The sequence below is a fragment of the Cellulomonas gelida genome (assembly GCF_006538725.1).
Taxonomy (GTDB): domain Bacteria; phylum Actinomycetota; class Actinomycetes; order Actinomycetales; family Cellulomonadaceae; genus Cellulomonas; species Cellulomonas gelida.
Genome location: NZ_BJLQ01000005.1, coordinates 140,277 through 157,128, shown reverse-complemented (window position 1 = coordinate 157,128; position 16,852 = coordinate 140,277). Strand labels below are relative to the sequence as shown.

15 protein-coding genes are annotated in these 16,852 nt (G+C 72.5%); 4 read left to right on the top strand and 11 right to left on the bottom strand.

All coding sequences use genetic code 11. The features are described 5' to 3' along the window. Positions 1-148 precede the first annotated feature (148 nt). Positions 149-589, top strand: a complete 441-nt coding sequence (locus tag CGE01nite_RS04055; protein ID WP_141369140.1) for an META domain-containing protein — start codon at positions 149-151, stop codon at positions 587-589. A gap of 25 nt (positions 590-614) precedes the next feature. Here CGE01nite_RS04055 and CGE01nite_RS04050 read toward each other — a convergent pair whose 3' ends face one another. The 6 genes from CGE01nite_RS04050 to CGE01nite_RS04025 form a co-directional block, all read right to left on the bottom strand. Beyond that, positions 615-1,865, bottom strand: coding sequence for a Glu/Leu/Phe/Val family dehydrogenase (locus CGE01nite_RS04050; RefSeq protein WP_048344312.1), 1,251 nt, complete (start codon positions 1,863-1,865; stop codon positions 615-617). Positions 1,866-2,002: 137 nt separating this feature from the next. Next, positions 2,003-3,049 (bottom strand): LacI family DNA-binding transcriptional regulator, encoded by a 1,047-nt coding sequence (locus CGE01nite_RS04045; RefSeq protein ID WP_141369138.1) that lies wholly within the window; start codon positions 3,047-3,049, stop codon positions 2,003-2,005. Positions 3,050-3,158: 109 nt separating this feature from the next. Continuing rightward, entirely contained in the window at positions 3,159-4,073 is a 915-nt protein-coding gene (locus CGE01nite_RS04040; protein ID WP_048344285.1) for a carbohydrate ABC transporter permease, read from the bottom strand. Further along, positions 4,073-5,107: a carbohydrate ABC transporter permease gene (locus CGE01nite_RS04035; protein WP_048344284.1), complete on the bottom strand. Its 1,035-nt coding sequence runs from the start codon at positions 5,105-5,107 to the stop codon at positions 4,073-4,075. Before CGE01nite_RS04035 ends, CGE01nite_RS04040 begins: the two co-directional genes overlap by 1 nt. A 163-nt stretch (positions 5,108-5,270) precedes the next feature. After that, positions 5,271-6,599, bottom strand: coding sequence for an ABC transporter substrate-binding protein (locus CGE01nite_RS04030; RefSeq protein WP_141369136.1), 1,329 nt, complete (start codon positions 6,597-6,599; stop codon positions 5,271-5,273). 395 nt (positions 6,600-6,994) lie between these two features. Beyond that, positions 6,995-7,552 carry a DUF2505 domain-containing protein gene (locus tag CGE01nite_RS04025; protein WP_141369134.1) on the bottom strand — a complete coding sequence of 186 codons (558 nt, stop codon included), beginning with the start codon at positions 7,550-7,552 and terminating at the stop codon, positions 6,995-6,997. A 73-nt stretch (positions 7,553-7,625) separates the two neighbouring features. Between CGE01nite_RS04025 and CGE01nite_RS04020 the strand changes: the two genes are divergently transcribed. After that, positions 7,626-9,110: a sensor histidine kinase gene (locus CGE01nite_RS04020; protein WP_053071785.1), complete on the top strand. Its 1,485-nt coding sequence runs from the start codon at positions 7,626-7,628 to the stop codon at positions 9,108-9,110. Positions 9,111-9,214: 104 nt separating this feature from the next. Here the strand turns inward: CGE01nite_RS04020 and CGE01nite_RS04015 are convergent, their stop codons facing one another. Then, entirely contained in the window at positions 9,215-9,463 is a 249-nt protein-coding gene (locus CGE01nite_RS04015; protein ID WP_048344281.1) for a WhiB family transcriptional regulator, read from the bottom strand. A gap of 371 nt (positions 9,464-9,834) precedes the next feature. Between CGE01nite_RS04015 and CGE01nite_RS04010 the strand changes: the two genes are divergently transcribed. After that, entirely contained in the window at positions 9,835-10,299 is a 465-nt protein-coding gene (locus tag CGE01nite_RS04010) for a hypothetical protein (RefSeq protein WP_141369132.1), read from the top strand. Between the two features lie 21 nt (positions 10,300-10,320). On the opposite strand, the gene CGE01nite_RS04005 is transcribed toward CGE01nite_RS04010, so the two are convergent. The 4 genes from CGE01nite_RS04005 to CGE01nite_RS03990 form a co-directional block, all read right to left on the bottom strand. After that, complete coding sequence (locus CGE01nite_RS04005; RefSeq protein WP_048344280.1) at positions 10,321-12,867, bottom strand: FtsX-like permease family protein; 2,547 nt, start codon at positions 12,865-12,867, stop codon at positions 10,321-10,323. Beyond that, on the bottom strand, positions 12,867-13,670 hold the full coding sequence (locus tag CGE01nite_RS04000) for an ABC transporter ATP-binding protein (RefSeq protein WP_174773414.1): 804 nt from the start codon (positions 13,668-13,670) through the stop codon (positions 12,867-12,869). The genes CGE01nite_RS04005 and CGE01nite_RS04000 overlap by 1 nt, the downstream gene beginning before the upstream one ends. Before the next feature lie 136 nt (positions 13,671-13,806). Further along, positions 13,807-14,562 (bottom strand): response regulator, encoded by a 756-nt coding sequence (locus tag CGE01nite_RS03995; protein WP_141369128.1) that lies wholly within the window; start codon positions 14,560-14,562, stop codon positions 13,807-13,809. Beyond that, a complete protein-coding gene (locus CGE01nite_RS03990) occupies positions 14,559-15,971 on the bottom strand; it encodes a sensor histidine kinase (protein ID WP_141369126.1) in 1,413 nt (470 codons plus the stop codon). Before CGE01nite_RS03990 ends, CGE01nite_RS03995 begins: the two co-directional genes overlap by 4 nt. 173 nt (positions 15,972-16,144) lie before the next feature. On the opposite strand from CGE01nite_RS03990, the gene CGE01nite_RS03985 reads away from it, so the two are divergent. Next, complete coding sequence (locus tag CGE01nite_RS03985) at positions 16,145-16,840, top strand: response regulator transcription factor (RefSeq protein ID WP_048344277.1); 696 nt, start codon at positions 16,145-16,147, stop codon at positions 16,838-16,840. The last annotated feature ends 12 nt before the right edge of the window (positions 16,841-16,852 follow it).

The window sequence follows — 16,852 nt, the reverse complement described above, 5'->3', positions numbered from 1 at the left end:
CCCCCCCCAGCCGATCGGCTGACCGGCTCGGCCGGCCGACGCAGGGCCGGCGTGCGCAGGGCTGACGGCCGCAGGGCTGACGCGTGCAGCAGACCGGGCCGGACCGCGACCGCGGGCCGATCGCGGTCGCCGGTGCCATGATCGGGTCATGCTGCAGCTCGTCGGGGAGTGGCACGTGAGCGTGCGGACGCCCACGACCGCCGCGGACGCGTCCACGCCAGAGCCCGCTGCCGAGACCGAGCGGACCGCCTCGCTGACGTTCGACGGCGACGGGCAGGTCTTCGGCACGGGCGGTGTGAACCGGCTGCGGGGGACCTGGTCGGTCGACGGCGACGAGCTGAGGTTCGGGCCGATGGCCTCGACGCTCATGGCCGGACCGCCCGCCGCGATGCGGCAGGAGGCCGAGCTCCTGCGCCTGCTTGCCGAGCCGCTCGAGCTGCGCGCGGCCGACGGCGCCGCGCTGAGCGCCGCGGACCCGCTGCTCGAGCGGACGGAGGAGGACTCGCCCGCGGCGGTGGTCGAGCTCGTCGCACCGGCGGGGGACGGGTTGGTCCTCACCCGCGCGGACGCCCCGGCGCCGACCGCCTGACGACGGCGGCCGACGCCCCTGCCCGTCAGGGGTAGAGGCCGCGGATCTGGTGCGCCTCCGCGACGCGTCGCACCCCGATCGCGAGCGCGGCGTCGCGCAGCGAGAGCGACTGGTCGCGCGCGGTCTCAGACACGCTCGCGTACGCGGCGTGCATCCGCTGCGCGAGCCGATCAGCGATCTCCTCGGCGGTCCACCAGTACGCCTGGTTGGCCTGCACCCACTCGAAGTACGAGACCACGACGCCGCCCGCGTTCGCGAGGATGTCCGGGACGACGACGATGCCGCGGTCGGCGAGCACGCGGTCGCCCTCGGGCGTCGTGGGCCCGTTGGCTCCCTCGACGACCCACCGCGCCTTGACGCTCGACGCGGTGTCGGCGTCGAGCACGCCCTCGACGGCGGCCGGGATCAGCAGGTCCACGTCGAGGCCGAAGATCTCGTCGTTCGACACCGCGGAGCCGCCCTCGAACGTGCTGACCGGTGCGCCGGTCGCGACGTGCGCGAGCAGCGCCGCGACGTCGAGCCCGTCGTCGTTGCGCGTCCCGCCGTCGACGTCGGTCACCGCGACGACTCGCGTGCCCGCCTCGTGCAGCCAGTGCGCCGCGTGCGAACCGACCTTGCCGAAGCCCTGGACGGCGGCGCGGACCTCGGACAGGTCGACACCGTCGTCGGCGAGCGCGGCGGCCGCAGCGTGCACCACGCCGCGTCCGGTCGCGGTGGCGCGCCCGAGCGAGCCGCCGACGGGCAGCGGCTTGCCGGTGGTGACGCCCGGGATCGTGTAGCCCTGGTTGACCGAGTAGGTGTCCATGACCCAGGCCATCGTCTGCTCGTCGGTGCCGATGTCGGGTGCCATGATGTCCCGCTCGGGGCCGATGATCGGCATGATCTCCGAGGTGTAGCGACGCGTCACCCGTTCGAGCTCGGCGCTCGAGTACTCCCGGGGGTCGATCGCGACCCCGCCCTTCGCACCGCCGTACGGCACGTCGACCACGGCGCACTTCCAGGTCATCCACATCGCGAGTGCGCGGACCTCGTCGATGTCGACCCCCGCGGCGTAGCGCAGACCGCCCTTGCCGGGGCCGCGCGAGATGTTGTGCTGCACGCGGTAGCCGCGGTGCAGCACGATCTCGCCCGAGTCCCGCCGCAGAGGCACGGCGACGTGCATCTCACGACGAGGCGTGGCGAGGATCTCGTGCAGGCCGGGGGAGTAGCCGAGGATCTCGACGGCGGAGGAGAGCTGGGCGAGGGCTGTGGTCAACGGCGACGTCACGCGGGCCACTCTGCCACCGTCACGCCGGGTGGCGCAGATGCACGGCACCGTGGGCGCGTCGCGCACGACCCCCTGCGTCGTGCGTGACGGGGCGCCCTGAGCGGCCCGGGTGGGCGGCTCACGGCCGGGCGTGCGGGCCGCGACGGTCAGGCCGAGGCGCGTACGACGAGCTCGGGGGCGAAGATCAGCGGCTCGCGGGGAAGCTGCTCGCCGTGCAGCTGTGCGAGCAGGCGGTTGCCCGCCGCGCGGGCCATGGACACGACAGGCTGGACGATCGTCGTGAGCGGAGGCGTCGTCGACGTGGCGACGCCGATGTTGTCGTAACCGACCACGGCGATGTCGCCCGGGACTTCCTTGCCGAGCTCCGCGAATGCGGCCAGCGCACCGGCGGCCATGAGGTCCGACGCGATGAAGACGCCGTCGACATCGGGGTACCGCTCCACGAGCTCGTGGGCGAGCCGGGCGCCCGAGGCCAGCGTGAAGTCGCCGTGCAGGACCGCGTCGTCGGACATGCCGGCCCTCCGCACCGCGGAGCGCCAGCCCGTGAGCCGGTCGACGCCTGCGGACATGTCCTGCGGGCCGGCGATGGTCGCGATGCGCGTGACGCCGCGCTCGATCAGGTGGCGTGCGGCCATCTCGCCACCCGCGACGTTGTCGGTGTCGACGAAGTGCACCTCGCGCGGGTCGACGGACAGCGGGCGCCCGACGAAGACGTTCGGGACGCGCGACGACAGCAGCACGCGGTCGAGGTCGTCGGTGCGGTGGTGCGAGACGACGATCGCGCCGTCGACGTGCCCGTTGCGCAGGTAGCGCACCGTGCGCTCGGACTCGCCAGGGCGGGCGATCACGAGCACGACCTGGATGTCGGAGTCGGCGAGCGCCGTGCTGAGACCGTTGAGGGTCCCCGCGAAGAACGGGTCCGACAGGACGCGCTCGTCCGGCTCGGGCACGACGAGTGCGATCGAGTCGGTGCGCTTCGTCACGAGTGAGCGAGCGGCACGGTTGGGGGTGTACCCGAGCTCGGCGACTGCGGCTTCGACTGCGGCCAGCGCGTCCGGGGAGACCCGGAGCCCGCCGTTGATCGCGCGCGAGGCCGTCGACCGGGACACGCCCGCGCGCTCGGCGACCTGCTCGAGTGTCGGCGCAGACGGACGGTCGCCATCGAGGGCGAGGGGTGAGTTCTCGACCACCATCGGTCAGTTCCCTTTCGTGTGCCAGACAGTCGTCCGGGGCCAGGCGCGAGATCGGCGCTCGGGGGCCCCGGGGTCGGGCCGGCAACGCTGCCGGCCCGACCGTCGGCGATCAGCCCTTGACTGCTCCGGCCATGATGCCCGCCACCAGCTGGCGACCGGCGAACGCGAACAGGATGAGCAGCGGCAGGGTCATCAGGAAGACGCCCGCCATGATCAGCGAGTAGTCCACGAAGTAGTTCTGCTGCAGCAGGCGGATCGCCAGTGGCAGCGTCGGGTTCTGGTTGTTGAGCACGATCGACGGCCAGAAGAAGTTGACCCACTGGGCGACGAACGTGAACAGCGCGAGCATCGCGGCTGCCGGCCGGGCGGCGGGCATGGCGATCGACCAGAACGTGCGGAACATCGACGCACCGTCGACGCGGGCTGCCTCGATGAGCTCGTACGGAAGAGCCTCCTCGAGGTACTGCGTCATCCAGAACACACCGAAGGCGCCCACGAGCGACGGCACGATGACCGCCTGCAGGTGCCCGATCCAGTTCAGCTTCGTCATGATGATGTACAGCGGCACCACGCCGAGCTGCGTCGGGATCGCCATCGTCGCGATGACGAAGATCAGCAAGCCCTTACGGCCGGGGAAGCGCAGCTTGGCGAACGCGAACCCGGCGAGCGTCGACAGGAGCACCGTGGACGCCGAGACGACGACCGCGATGATCAGCGAGTTGCCGACGGCCTGCCAGAAGCTGAACGCCTGAGCGTTGATCACGTTCTTGAAGTTCGTGAACAGGCTCGCGTCCGGGAAGAGCTGCGGGAGCGGCTTCTGCGCGATCGACACCGTGTCGGACGAGCCGATCACCAGCGTGTAGTAGATCGGCAGCACGCCGATCACGACGACGAGCGCGAGAAGGATGTAGTTGAACACCCGAGGGCGGCGGTCGTAGCCGCCGACCTTGCGTCCTGACTTGCGGGCGGCGGCGCGCGCAGCACCGCGACCGGCGACCTGCTCGATGGCGGGGATGGAGTTCATCAGGAGTTCCTCTGCGCTTCGTATCGCTTCTGCGCGGCCTTGATCTTCTTCTTCGACGGCGAGGCGTCTCCGGTGGCGATCTTCTTGGTCACGAAGAAGTTGGCCATGCCGATCGCGAGGATCAGCAGGAACAGCAGCCAGGCGATCGCTGCCGCGCGGCCCAGGTTGTACTGGCCGCTCCAGCCCGTGTTGTACAGGTACAGGGTCGTCGTCAGCCACTGACGCGACGCACCACCTGCGCCGGCGGGGTCGAACACGCGCGGCTCGTCGAAGATCTGCAGGCCACCGATGGTCGAGGTGATGACGACGAAGATGACGGTCGCGCGGATCTGCGGGATGGTCACGGAGAAGAACTGACGCGCACGCCCGGCACCGTCGATGATCGCGGCCTCGTACAGCTCGCGCGGGACGGCCTGCATCGCGGCGAGGAAGATCAGCGCGTTGTAGCCCGTCCATCTGAAGTTCACCATGGTGGCGATCGCGATGTGGCTCGAGAGCGGATCGACGTGCCACTGGACCGGGTCGATCCCGATCACGCCCAGCCAGCTGTTGATGAGGCCGGACTGGTCGGCGAACAGCCGGCCGAAGATGAGGCCGACGGCGACGGGGGCGACGACGTACGGCAGCAGCACGCCCATGCGCCAGAAGGTCTTGGCGCGCAGGTTCTGGTCCAGCAGGGCGGCGATGAGGATCGCGGCGATCACCTGGGGGACGGACGAGATCACGAAGATCGAGAGCGTGTTGCGCAGGGACAGCCAGAAGTCCTTCTGCTTGAACACGTCGGCGAAGTTGTCGAAGCCGACGAAGTCACCCTGGCCCTGGAGCAGGTGCCACTTGTGCACGGAGACGTAGCCCGTGTACAGGATCGGGAACAGACCCGTGATGAAGAACAGGATGAAGAACGGGGAGATGTACAGGTAGGGCGAGACCTTGACGTCCCAGCGGCTGAGCGTCTGGGAGAAGCCCACGCGGCGCGGCTGCCGCGGAGCCGGCGCGAGATCGCTCTCGGGCTCGACGGGTGACTGGACGGACATGACCACCTCATGACGGCGTGAGTGGACGCGGCGCCCGGTAAGTGCCGTGCTCCCACGAGGGGAGGGCACCTACCGGGCGCCGCTCGGATCCGGGGCCGACCAGCGTCAGTCGGCCTCTCGGCTGGTCGGGGTCAGGCGCCGGAGCGCCCGACCCCGACCGGGGTCACAGACCCAGCGCGTTGTACGCGTCGAGCGCGCCCTGCCATGCGGCAGCCTGGTCCGCCGACTTGTCGACGTCGACCTTCGTGATCGCGTCAGCGACGGTCGTGTGGATCGAGAAGTAGTTCGGGCCCTTGAACGGGGTGACCTTGATCGCCTGGTAGCGGTTGCCGAAGATCGTGCCGACGGGGGCGTTGTTGAAGAAGTCGTTCGTCGCCGCCGTCAGGGCCGGGTCGGTGAGCGCCTCGGTCTGGCTCGGGAACGTGCCAGCGTTGAGGAACGCCTTGATCTGCGTGGCGGGCGAGGTGAGCCACGCCGCGAGCTCCTTGGCAGCCTCGGCGTTCTTGCCGGCCGCGGGGACCGTCAGGTACGAGCCGCCCCAGTTGCCGCCGCCGCCGGGGAAGACGTCAGCGACGTTCCAACCGGTGATGCCGCCGGCGCGCTCCTCGATCGGGCCCGTCATCCAGGCCGGGCAGAGCATGGTCGCGAAGCCGTTGTTCTGGAACGCGGCGTCCCAGTCACCGGACCACTGGCCGAGGTGGGCCGAGAGCGCCTGGACGTCGGCACCCGTGACCGTCTCGAACAGGCCCTTGACGGCCGAGTTGTCCGCGAGCGGGATCGGCGTGCCGTCGGTGTTCTCGTACGCGGCCTCGAGCTGGTTGACCATGCCCTGGTAGATGGCGTTGGCCGAGTCGAACCACGCGCTGTCCGACTTGTCGGTGAACTGCTTGCCGACCTCGAAGTACTTGTCCCAGGTGGCGCCGTCGCCACCGAGCAGCTCCTTGACCGCCTCAGGCGTGCTCTCGAGGCCGGCAGCCTCGAAGAGGTCCTGGCGGTAGCAGATCGCCTCGGGGCCGACGTCGGTGCCGTAGCCGATGAGCGCGCCGCTGGCCGTCGTGGCCGGCTTCGTCTTGAACTCGGGCCAGCGACCCTCGACGTCCGCCGAGTTGAGGTCGAGGAACTTGTCACCCGACTGCACGAGCTCGGGCAGCCAGTCGATCTCGATGGCCTCGACGTCCGCGAGACCCGCGCCACCGGCGGCGAGCTTCGTCGTGAGGTTGGTACGCGCGTCCTCGGACTTGGCAGCGATCGTCTGCTTCACCGTGACGTTGGGGTGGTCCTTCGAGTACTCGGCGAGCAGCTCGTCCGTGTAGCCGAAGTTGTTGAACGTCGCGACGGTGAGCGTGATGGGCGTCGTGTCGTCGCCCTTCTTGGTCTCGCCGCTCGTCGGGGTGCCGCTGCCGCCGTTGTCGTCGGAGCAAGCGGTCGCCAGGAGGGCGATGCTCGCGACCCCGGCCGTGACGGCCAGGAACTTTCGAGTGGTCTTGCGCACTGTGACTCCCTTGTCAGTCGGACGGCAGCCATGCCGTACCTCACCTGTCGCCTCGGGGCCCGGACATGCACCCGGAACCACGTCGGCGTGGGTCTGAGAGACCCCGCTTGGAAGCGCTCCCCTCCGCAGTCTGCGGGAGCGTTCCCACGCGCTGGGTCACACTGTCGTCGGGCGGCCGCGGGGTGTCAAGGAGGTCGGTGTCCGAGTTGGGCGTGGTAGCGATCCCACACGAGTATCACCGCAGGTCAGGGGTTACTTCCACAGTTCCCACGTTACCGAATCGTTACGGCGCGGAACCGCTTCCGTGACCATCGCCCGACGACGCCCGTGACTCTCCCGGGTGACCGGGAGTGGTCCATCGTGTCGAGCGGGCTGATGGCGCGGCCCGCGTCCAGTCACGCGAGCCGGCGCTGCGCGACCTGTGCCTCCGCCGCGAGCGCCGCGCGGATCGCCCCGGCCGTCGCCTCCTCGACCGCCGCGCCGAACAGCGGGACGCCGGCGCGCAGCTCGCCCTCGTACCGGATCGCGGTCGCGGCGGGTCCGTGGGCGACGAGCGTGACCCGCCCGGCGAGGCGTACGGGCGCGCCGGACACCTCGACGACGACCGTCCCCACGCGGGCGTCCTCGTCGTCCGGTGCTTCCCACGCCTCGACCTGACGCACCTCGATGCGGTCGCCGACGAACGCCCGTACCTGCGGGGGGATCTGCTCGGTGGGCAGCAGGCGCCGGGAGGTGACGGTGAAGGCACCCGGCGCCGCGTGGGGCGCAGCGCCGTGGGGTGCCGCTTCGTCGGGTGCCGTGTCGTCGGGTGCCATGTCGTCGTGCGTGACGTCGACCTGCTCGCACGTCGCGCCGCTGGCGACGACCTTCTCGCGGACGTAGTCCGGGTCGGCGAGCAGGCGCGCGGCCGTGCGCGGGTCGGTCGGCAGGACGAGCATCTCGGACAGGTGCACGGGCGGCCCCCTCGGGTTCCTCGCCGCGGTTCGCGGCGCGGTCGAGCCTAGTAGGGCCACATAGGCTGGGCGGGTGTCCACCCTGAGCGTGCTCGTCGAGCGTCACGGCCCCCTGCCCCCGGCGGACCTCGAGTGGCTGCACCTGCTCGTCGGCGACTGGCAGGTCGTGTCCGACCTCGCGTTCGCCGACCTGGTCCTGTGGCTGCCGACCACCGACGGCGACTTCGTCGCGATCGCGCAGTGCCGCCCGTCGACGGGCGCGACCGTCCACTACGACGACGTCGTCGGGTCCCGCGCACCCGAGGGGCAGCGACCCCAGCTCCAGCGCTCGCTCGACGAGTCGCGCCAGCTGCGCTCGCGCGAGCCCCGGTGGTTCGGGTCGTACGCGGTGCGTGAGGAGGCGATCCCGGTCGTGCGCGACGGGCGACCGATCGCCGTGATCGCCCGGCAGACCAACCTCGGCGGGGCTCGCACGCCCAGCCGGCTCGAGCTGAACTACGTCGAGGCGGCCGACGACGTCTTCGGCATGATCGCGACCGGCGACTTCCCGGCGCCCGACGCGCCCACGGGCCCTCGTCGCGGCGCGCCGCGCGTGGGCGACGGGCTCGTGCGCCTCAACTCCGAGGGGGAGGTGATGTACGCGAGCCCCAACGCGCTGTCGTGCTTCCACCGCCTCGGCGCGCTCGGCGACCTCGTCGGGCGCTCGCTCGTCGAGGTCACGGCCGACCTCATCCCGGAGCAGCGCGCGACGGTCGACGAGTCGATGCCGCTGGTCCTCATGGGCCGCGCGCCGTGGCGCACGGACGTCGAGGTGGGCGGGGTGGCGCTGTCGCTGCGCGCGGTGCCCTTGACCGAGCAGGGCTCGCGCATCGGCGCGGTGCTGCTGTGCCGCGACGTCTCCGAGCTGCGTCGCCGTGAGCGCGAGCTCATCACCAAGGACGCGACGATCCGCGAGATCCACCACCGCGTGAAGAACAACCTGCAGACCGTGGCCGCACTCCTGCGCCTGCAGTCGCGCCGGATGACCTCGCCCGAGGCGCGCGACGCGCTCACCGAGGCGATGCGCCGCGTCGCGACGATCGCCCTCGTGCACGACTCGTTGTCCCAGACGATCGACGAGAGCGTGCCGTTCGACGACCTGGTCGGGCGCAGCCTGCGGCTGGCGGCCGACGCGGCGTCGGCGGGGGCGCACGTGCGCACCACGGTCTCGGGGACGTTCGGCTCGGTGCGTGCCGAGGACGCGACCGCGCTCGCCCTGGTGCTCACCGAGCTCGTGACCAACGCGGTCGAGCACGGCTTCGCGGGACGGGAGTCCGGTGAGGTCCAGGTGATCGTCGAGCGCGACGGCGACGACCTGAGCGTGACGGTGGCCGACAACGGCTCGGGCGTGCCGGAGGGCCGCGGGGCGGGCACGGGGCTGGGCACGCAGATCGTCCAGACGCTCGTCACCAACGAGCTGCGGGGGAGCATCGACTGGCGGCTGCGGCCCGAGGGTGGCACCGCGGTCGTCGTCGAGGTCCAGCTGCGCACGTCGCGCGACGCCGCCCAGGTCGGCTGATGCCCGGACCGGTCTGGCGCCTCGGCCGCGACGAGCGGCTGCGGGAACGACGAAGGGCCGGCCTCGTGGCCGGCCCTTCGTCGAGAGTGCTGTGCGTCAGTCGGTCAGCTCGCGCGGCGCTGGCGCGCGGTGCGGCGCTTGAGGGCGCGGCGCTCGTCCTCCGACAGCCCGCCCCAGACGCCCGCGTCCTGACCCGTCTCGATGGCCCACTTGAGGCACGTGTCGACGACGTCGCAACGACGGCACACGGCCTTGGCCTCCTCGATCTGGAGGAGCGCAGGGCCCGTGTTGCCGATCGGGAAGAACAGCTCGGGGTCCTCGTCGAGACATGCTGCGCGGTGGCGCCAATCCATGCGAACTCTCCTTGGGCGCACGACGACCACGGCACCCTGGTGAGGGCGCGCGCGACGTCGCGGACGTTTCGTTGGGGGGGCTGGGCTGAAGACCTGCTGCATCAAGAGTCACACCCGTTTCCCCATCGCACAAGGGGTTACGAGATGGTTTCGACTCCGTTACGGATGAGGCGTTGATCACACTCGTTCGAGCGTGATCCGCACGTCGTGGATCGATTCGGGCGCTTGTCATGACCGAATTGAGCGGCTCGATGTCATTGGCACCCCTGCCAACGTGGTATGGGTCACGCTGCACCGTCTCGACTGCCGCCGCGGCCGGTCGACGCTGCCCCGCGGGCGGCCGGCCGGGGTGGGCGCCGTAGGCTCGGCCCGTGAGCGCTTCCTCCCCGTCCTCGCCCGCCGCCGGGCGCCCCGCCGCGCTCGTCGTGGTGTGCCTCCTGACGCTCCTGGAGGCTGCGACCGCGGCCGGCCTGGCCGTGGCCTGGGCCGTGGACCTGGTGCGCGGGGTGTCCGTGCGGCCCGCGGCGAGCGTCTTCCTCATCGTGTTCGGGCTCGCGATCGCGTTCGTCCTCGCGGCCGGCGCGCGCGGGCTGTGGCGCGGGCGTCGCTGGGCGCGCTCGCCCGTGATGACCTGGCAGATCATGCTCGTCGTGCTGTCGATCGGGTGGCTCGGTGTCGAGTCGAGCGTGTGGGCGTGGGGCGTGCTCCTGGCGGCCGTCGTCGTGGGCGTCGGCCTGCTGCTGCCCGCGGTCGTCGCGGTGACGACCGGGGCCGCGTCGCGGGCAGACGCCAGCGGCGCCTCGGGTACCCCCTCCGGTACTCCGAAGCGCCGCTGAACGTCTGGCCGCGGCGGCCGGTCAGTCCACCGCGAGCGCCGCGACGGGCGACGTCCGCACGGCCGACCTGGCCGGCAGGACCGAGGCGAGGAGCCCCGCACCGAGCGCGACCGCGATGATCACGCCCACGTCGCCCCACGGCACCGCGAGCCGCGAGTCACCCATCGCACCGAACGCGATCGCCGAGCCGGCCCAGCCGTAGAGCACCCCGAGGATCACGCCCAGCACGGCACCGACACCCGCGATGAGCATGCCCTCGGTCGCGAGGGTCAGCCGCAGGCGCCGCTTGGTCAGGCCGATGGCGCGCAGCGTCGCCGACTCGCGTCGACGCTCGATGACCGACAGCGACAGCGTGTTCGCCACACCGACCAGCGCGATCACGACCGCGACCGCGAGCAGGCCGACGACGATCGCCAGCAGCGTGTCGATGAGCTGCTCGTACTGCGCGCGCAGCGAGATGGGCGACTCGATCACGACGGACTCGTCGGCCAGCGAGTTGCGCACCGCCTCGACCACGGCGACCGCGTCCGCGTCGGATGCGATCCGCGCCCACACGGTGGTCGTCGGCACCTCGCCGACGATCGTGTCGAACGTCGCGGGGGTCAGGTACGCGTAGCCGGGGCGGCCGGTGTCGACCATGACCGGCTCGAGGGTCGAGGGCGTGCCGCCGTCCACCGGCTGTCCCGTGAACTCGTCGATGTGCGTGACCGGCGCGTCAGGTTCGGTCACGTCAGTCGCCACGACGATCCGGTCGTCGCGCGCCGCGGCGGCGATCCGGTCGTCCCGGAGCACGGCCTCGACCTCCGGCGTCAGGGCCCGCGCGGTGAGCCACGCGTCGCCCATGGACACCTCGGCGGTGGGCACGTCGACGGCGCTCTCGATGCCCGGGACCGCCGCGACCGTGCGCGCCACGTCGGCGGGCAGGGGCTCGACGCCGCCGGACGCGCTCGTGACCTCGACGTCGACGTTGTAGTGGGCGTCGAGCTCCGCCGCGAGCGACGCGCGTGCGCTGGCGGCACCCGTGGACATGAGCGCGACGAGCGTCACGCCGATGAGCAGCGCGGTGCTGGTCGCGGCGGTCCGCCGCGGGTTGCGGACCGTGTTCGCGGCCGCCAGTCGCGCCGCCGGACCCGCCTTGCCGAGCAGGCGGCCGACGAGCGCGACCATCAACGGGACCCAGAACACCGCCCCGACGAGGACGCCGACGAACGACACGGCGCCGCCGAGGATGCCGAGGCCGAGCCAGACGATCGCCTCGTCGGGCTTGCCGACCGACCCGAGGAGCGCCATCGCGAGCACGCCGGCCCCGCCGACGGCGAGCGTGAGTGCGAACCCGAGCCGGAGCTTGCCGGCTCGCGAGGCGACGTCGGGCGCGTCGATCGGCCGCAGCGCGGCGACCGGGCTGACCTGCGTGGCGGCGCGAGCCGGCACCAGGGCGGCGAGGACCGTCACCAGGACGCCCACGAGCACCGGCACGAGCAGCACCGAGGGCGTCAGCGTGACGTAGGCGGGCAGGGGCATGTCGTCCTGCATGCGACGCAGCACGGACAGCGCCCCCTGCGCGACGCCCGTGCCGAGCAGCACACCGAGCGCCGAGGCGCCGAGCCCGAGGATCGCGGCTTCGAGCAGCACCGACCGGCGCAGCTGGCCGCGCAGCGCACCGACGCACCGCAGGAGCGCGAGCGTGCGGGCCCGCTGGGCCACGATGACCTGGAACGTGTTCGAGATGACGAGCGCGGCCACGATCAGCGCGACCGCCGCGAACCCGAGGATCGCCGCGACGACGAAGTTGTTGCCGTCGCCCGTCTCCTCGATCTGCGCCTCGGCGGCCTCGTCACGCGTCTTCACGGTGACCGGCACGGCGGACTCGCGGTCGGCCGTCGCCTTCTCCAGCATCGCCGCGACGGCGGCGTGCACCGCGGCCGTGTTCTTCGGGGCGCTGATCAGCGCGCCCTCCGACCCGACCGTCTCCGGGTCGAGGTTGGTCCACTCGAGCATCGAGTCGCGGGTCGCGAGCGTCGCACCGCCGAAGCCGGTCCAGGCGCCGCCCGGGTCGGAGGTGAGGCCCGTGACGTTCGCGTCGGTGGTGTGGTACTCGGGCTCGGCGTTCTCGGGCCACGTGGTCCACGCGACCTCGACGGTCCCGCCCACCTCGACGTCCAGCCGCTTCGCGACGGAGGCCGGCAGGGCGATCTCGTCGGACGCCTCCGGCGCGCGGCCCTCGGTGACCGTCAGGGACGACAGCGAGGGGTCGGAGGCGACCGGCAGCACGAGCTGCCACGAGCGCGCGGCGCCCTTGCTGATCTCGGTGCCGCTGACCAGCACCGGGTCGACCGCGGCGACGCCGGGCACGTCGCGGATCTCGTCGATGAGCCCGGTGACGTCGCCGTCGACCACGAGGTCGGCCTTGGCGAACGACGCGGTCACCGAGTCGTAGCTCGTGCGCTTGATCACGCCGCCGGTGAGCAGCGTCGCCGCGACGAAGGCGGTGCCGATCGCGATCGCGATCGCGGCTGCCGTGAGCCGGCCCAGGCTGCGGCGCATCTGGGCGAGAGTGAGGCGGAGCATCAGGCGTTCACCCCGTCGGCGATGGGCGCCTCGAGCGTGCGCAGGGCCTCGAGGCCGGCGAGCACCGACTCGGGCGTGGGCTCGGCGATGTCCCCGGCGATCCGGCCGTCCGCGAGCAGCACGACGCGGTCGGCGTAGGCGGCGGCGGTCGGGTCGTGCGTGACCATGATGACCGTGCGGCCGAGCTCGCGGACCGAGCGGCGCAGGAACGAGAGCACCTCGGCGCCCGAGCGCGAGTCGAGGTTGCCCGTGGGCTCGTCGGCGAACACGACGTCGGGGCGGGTGACGAGCGCGCGTGCGATCGCGACGCGCTGCTGCTGGCCGCCCGACAGCTCGCTGGGCCGGTGCGTCAGGCGCCCCGTCAGCCCGAGCGTCACGGTGAGCAGGTCGAGCCACTCGCGGTCGACCCGCGTGCCGGCGAGCTCGAGCGGCAGCGTGATGTTCTGCTCCGCGGTGAACATCGGCAGCAGGTTGAACGACTGGAAGACGAACCCGATCCGGTCGCGACGCAGGTGCGTGAGCGCGTCGTCGTCGAGGGCGGTCAGCTCGGTCTCACCGAGGCGCACGGACCCGGACGTCGCGAGGTCGAGCCCCGCGAGCAGGTGCATGAGGGTGGACTTGCCGGACCCGGAGGGGCCCATGATCGCGGTGAAGGCCCCCGCGGCGAAGTCGACGTCGACACCGTCGAGCGCGCGGACCGCAGCGGCCCCCGACCCATAGGTCTTGGTCAGGCCGCGCGCCGACGAGGCGGGGACCGCTCCGGGCGTGCCGGGGGGAACGGCTGCGGGCGTGGAAGAAGACACGGTGCTCCTCGGGTGGGACGGGATCGGTACGTGACCAGGCTAGGAAGAGCGCCGACGCCGCCTCGTCGGCCCGCGGTCTCGTCGTTCCGGCCGCCCGTCATCCCGTGGCATGACGGGCGCTCAGCCCGGGGACCGGTCAGCTGCCCGGTCGGACGAGACCCGCCTCGTACGCGGTGACGACGGCCTGGACCCGGTCGCGCGCGGAGAGCTTGGCCAGGATCCGGCCGACGTGCGCCTTGACGGTCGCCTCGGCGACGAACAGGTCGCGGCCGATCTCGGTGTTCGACCGGCCGCGGGCCATGAGGAGCAGCACCTCGCGCTCGCGCTCGGTGAGCTCGGCGACCATCGCCTGCGCGGGGTTGGGCGTGCCGTCCTCGGACTCGGGCTCGGGCAGCGCCGTGACGAGGTGCTCGATGAGCCGGCGGGTCGACGAGGGCGCGATGACCGCGTCGCCGTGGTGGACCGTGCGGATCGCCGCGAGCATCTCCTCGGGCGGGGCGTCCTTGAGCAGGAAGCCGCTCGCGCCCGCCCGGATGGCCGCGAGCACGTACTCGTCGAGGTCGAACGTCGTCAGCACGATCACGCGCGGGGCGGGGTGCTCGGGCGTGCCGCGCGCGATGATCTGCGCGGTCGCCTCGAGGCCGTCCATGGTCGGCATGCGCACGTCCATCAGGACCACGTCGACGCGGCCGAGCGCGGCCAGCGCGGCCGGCTCGAGCGCGCGCACGGCCTGGGCGCCGTCGCCTGCCTCGAGCACGACCTCGAGGTCGGGCTGGGAGTCGATCACCATGCGGAAGCCCGCGCGCACCAGCTGCTGGTCGTCGACGAGGGCGACCCGGACGACGTGGTCCGCGGTGCTCGACGGGGCGGCGCCGCTCGGCTGCTCGGTCATCGGCTGTGCTCCTGAGTGCTCGGGTCGGGCGTGGAGGTGGTCGTGGGCGCTGCGCCGGCCGCGGTCCCGCCGGCAGGCGTGCTCGCGCCGGCGGGTCCGGTCTCGTCGTCGGGCGCCGTCTCGTCGTCGGGTGCGGCGGGCGTCATCGGTGGGGGCGCGCCGGCCGCACGGCTCGGACCGTAGCCGGAGCGGGTCGGGAACGGCAGCCGGGCGCGCACACGGAACCCGCCGCCCTTGCGCGGCCCGGCGGTGACCTCGCCGCCGAACATCGCGGCCCGCTCGTGCATGCCGCGCAGACCCTGGCCGAGTCCGTCGGAGCCGGCCGACGCGCCGCGTCCGTCGTCGGCGACGTCCAGCTCGATCGCGTCGCGCAGCCACTGCACGACGACGGTCACGCGCGGTGCCGGTCCGGCGTGCTTGAGCACGTTGGTGAGCGACTCCTGCGTGATGCGGTAGACCGCCAGGCCGACGCCGGGCGGCAGCGGGTGGGGCTCGCCCAGGCGCACGAGCGACACGTGCGCGCCGCTGAGCCGGACCTGCTCGACCAGGCGGTTGATGTCGGCCTCGCCCGGCTGGGGCGTGGTCTGGGCCGGTGCGGGCTCGGGCAGCACGCCGGGGCCGTCCGCGGTGGCGCGCAGCCGCCCGTCCTCGGTGCGCAGCACGCCCAGGAGGCGGCGCATGTCGGTCAGGGCCGCACGGCCCGTCTCGGCGATCGTCTCCAGCGCGCGGGTCGCGGCCGGTGGGTCGACCTGGGCGGCGTAGCGTCCGCCGTCCGCCTGGGCGATCACGACGGACAGCGAGTGCGCGACGATGTCGTGCATCTCGCGTGCGATGCGCGCGCGCTCGGCCGACGTGGCGATCTGCGCCTGCTGGTCCCGCTCCTTCTCGAGCCGCTCCGCGCGGTCGACGAGCGCCTCGAGCGTCTCGCGCCGCGAGCGCCGCACGAGGCCGAAGGCCCACACGGTCAGCGAGCTCGAGGCGACGAGCATGCAGATCACGACGACCGCGGACGCGTAGTAGTCGGCCACGAGCTGCAGCGGCAGCACCACGCTCGCGAAGAGCGCCCCGCCGATCGCGACGCGGTGCGCCCAGCGCGGGCCGTGCACCGTGACCGAGTACAGCGCGACGAGCACCGCGAGGTCGGCGGGCAGCACCCCGGGCACCGTGACGAGCTGGACCAGCGCGACGACGTACACGGCGGCGGCCGAGGCCGTGGGCCGGACCCGGCGCCACGCGAGCGGGCCGATGAGCAGCGCGGCCCACAGCAGGAGCGCGGGCTCGCCCAGGGTTGTCCCGGACCCGACCATGGTGAGCGGACCGAGCACGAAGAACAGCAGGAAGGCGCCGGTCGCGTCCACGACGAACCGGTGCGAGTCCTCCCAGCGCACGAGGCGGTCCCAGACGCTCATGCCGCGAGCCTAGGGCGGCGCGGCGGGCGCGTCGTGCGCCCCAGGTCGGACCACGGGCGCCCCGCGCGTGCGACCGTGGGCGCGGACCGGGCACGCCAGCCGGAGCAACCTCACACCCGCGGTGCGGCGCGAGTCCTGGCTGCGGATACCAGCGCGTGACCTAGCATGGGCGAATGACCCAGGTGCTTCTGGCGGAAGACGATCCCGCTATTGCCGAGCCTTTGGCGCGGGCGCTCGGACGTGAAGGCTATGACGTGAGCGTGCAAGGTACCGGTCAAGGGGCGATCGACGGGGCGGCCGCGGCCGATCTCGTCGTGCTCGACCTGGGCCTGCCGGACATGGACGGGCTCGACGTCGCCCGCGCCATCCGGAACCTCGGCCTGACCACGCCGGTGCTGGTGCTGACCGCCCGCGCGGACGAGGTCGACCTGGTCGTCGGGCTCGACGCGGGCGCCGACGACTACGTCACCAAGCCGTTCCGGCTCGCCGAGCTGCTGGCCCGGGTCCGCGCGCTGCTGCGCCGCACCGCGGTCGAGGCGGGCGACGAGGACGAGCTGCACGCGCAGAACGTGCGTGTCGACGTCGCGGCGCACCGCGCGTTCCAGGGTGACCGCGAGCTGCACCTGACGGCCAAGGAGTTCGACCTGCTGCGGGTGCTCGTCGCCTCGGCCGGCAACGTCGTCGCACGCGAGACCCTCATGCGTGAGGTGTGGGACTCGGACCCGACGGGCTCGACCAAGACGCTCGACATGCACGTGTCGTGGCTGCGGCGCAAGCTCGGCGACGACGCGAACGCCCCGCGCTACATCTCGACCGTGCGCGGCATGGGCTTCCGGTTCGAGACCGGCCCCGTGCCCGCGGGGCTGTAGGGGTCGGCGGCG

Bases quoted from the DNA above. Each gene is read 5' to 3' on its own strand.
- CGE01nite_RS04055 (WP_141369140.1), top strand. From the start codon at position 149: ATGCTGCAGCTCGTCGGGGAGTGGCACGTGAGCGTGCGGACGCCCACG.
- CGE01nite_RS04045 (WP_141369138.1), bottom strand. From the start codon at position 3,049: ATGGTGGTCGAGAACTCACCCCTCGCCCTCGATGGCGACCGTCCGTCT.
- CGE01nite_RS04040 (WP_048344285.1), bottom strand. From the start codon at position 4,073: ATGAACTCCATCCCCGCCATCGAGCAGGTCGCCGGTCGCGGTGCTGCG.
- CGE01nite_RS04035 (WP_048344284.1), bottom strand. From the start codon at position 5,107: ATGTCCGTCCAGTCACCCGTCGAGCCCGAGAGCGATCTCGCGCCGGCT.
- CGE01nite_RS04015 (WP_048344281.1), bottom strand. From the start codon at position 9,463: ATGGATTGGCGCCACCGCGCAGCATGTCTCGACGAGGACCCCGAGCTG.
- CGE01nite_RS04005 (WP_048344280.1), bottom strand. From the start codon at position 12,867: ATGCTCCGCCTCACTCTCGCCCAGATGCGCCGCAGCCTGGGCCGGCTC.
- CGE01nite_RS03995 (WP_141369128.1), bottom strand. From the start codon at position 14,562: ATGACCGAGCAGCCGAGCGGCGCCGCCCCGTCGAGCACCGCGGACCAC.
- CGE01nite_RS03990 (WP_141369126.1), bottom strand. From the start codon at position 15,971: ATGAGCGTCTGGGACCGCCTCGTGCGCTGGGAGGACTCGCACCGGTTC.
- CGE01nite_RS03985 (WP_048344277.1), top strand. From the start codon at position 16,145: ATGACCCAGGTGCTTCTGGCGGAAGACGATCCCGCTATTGCCGAGCCT.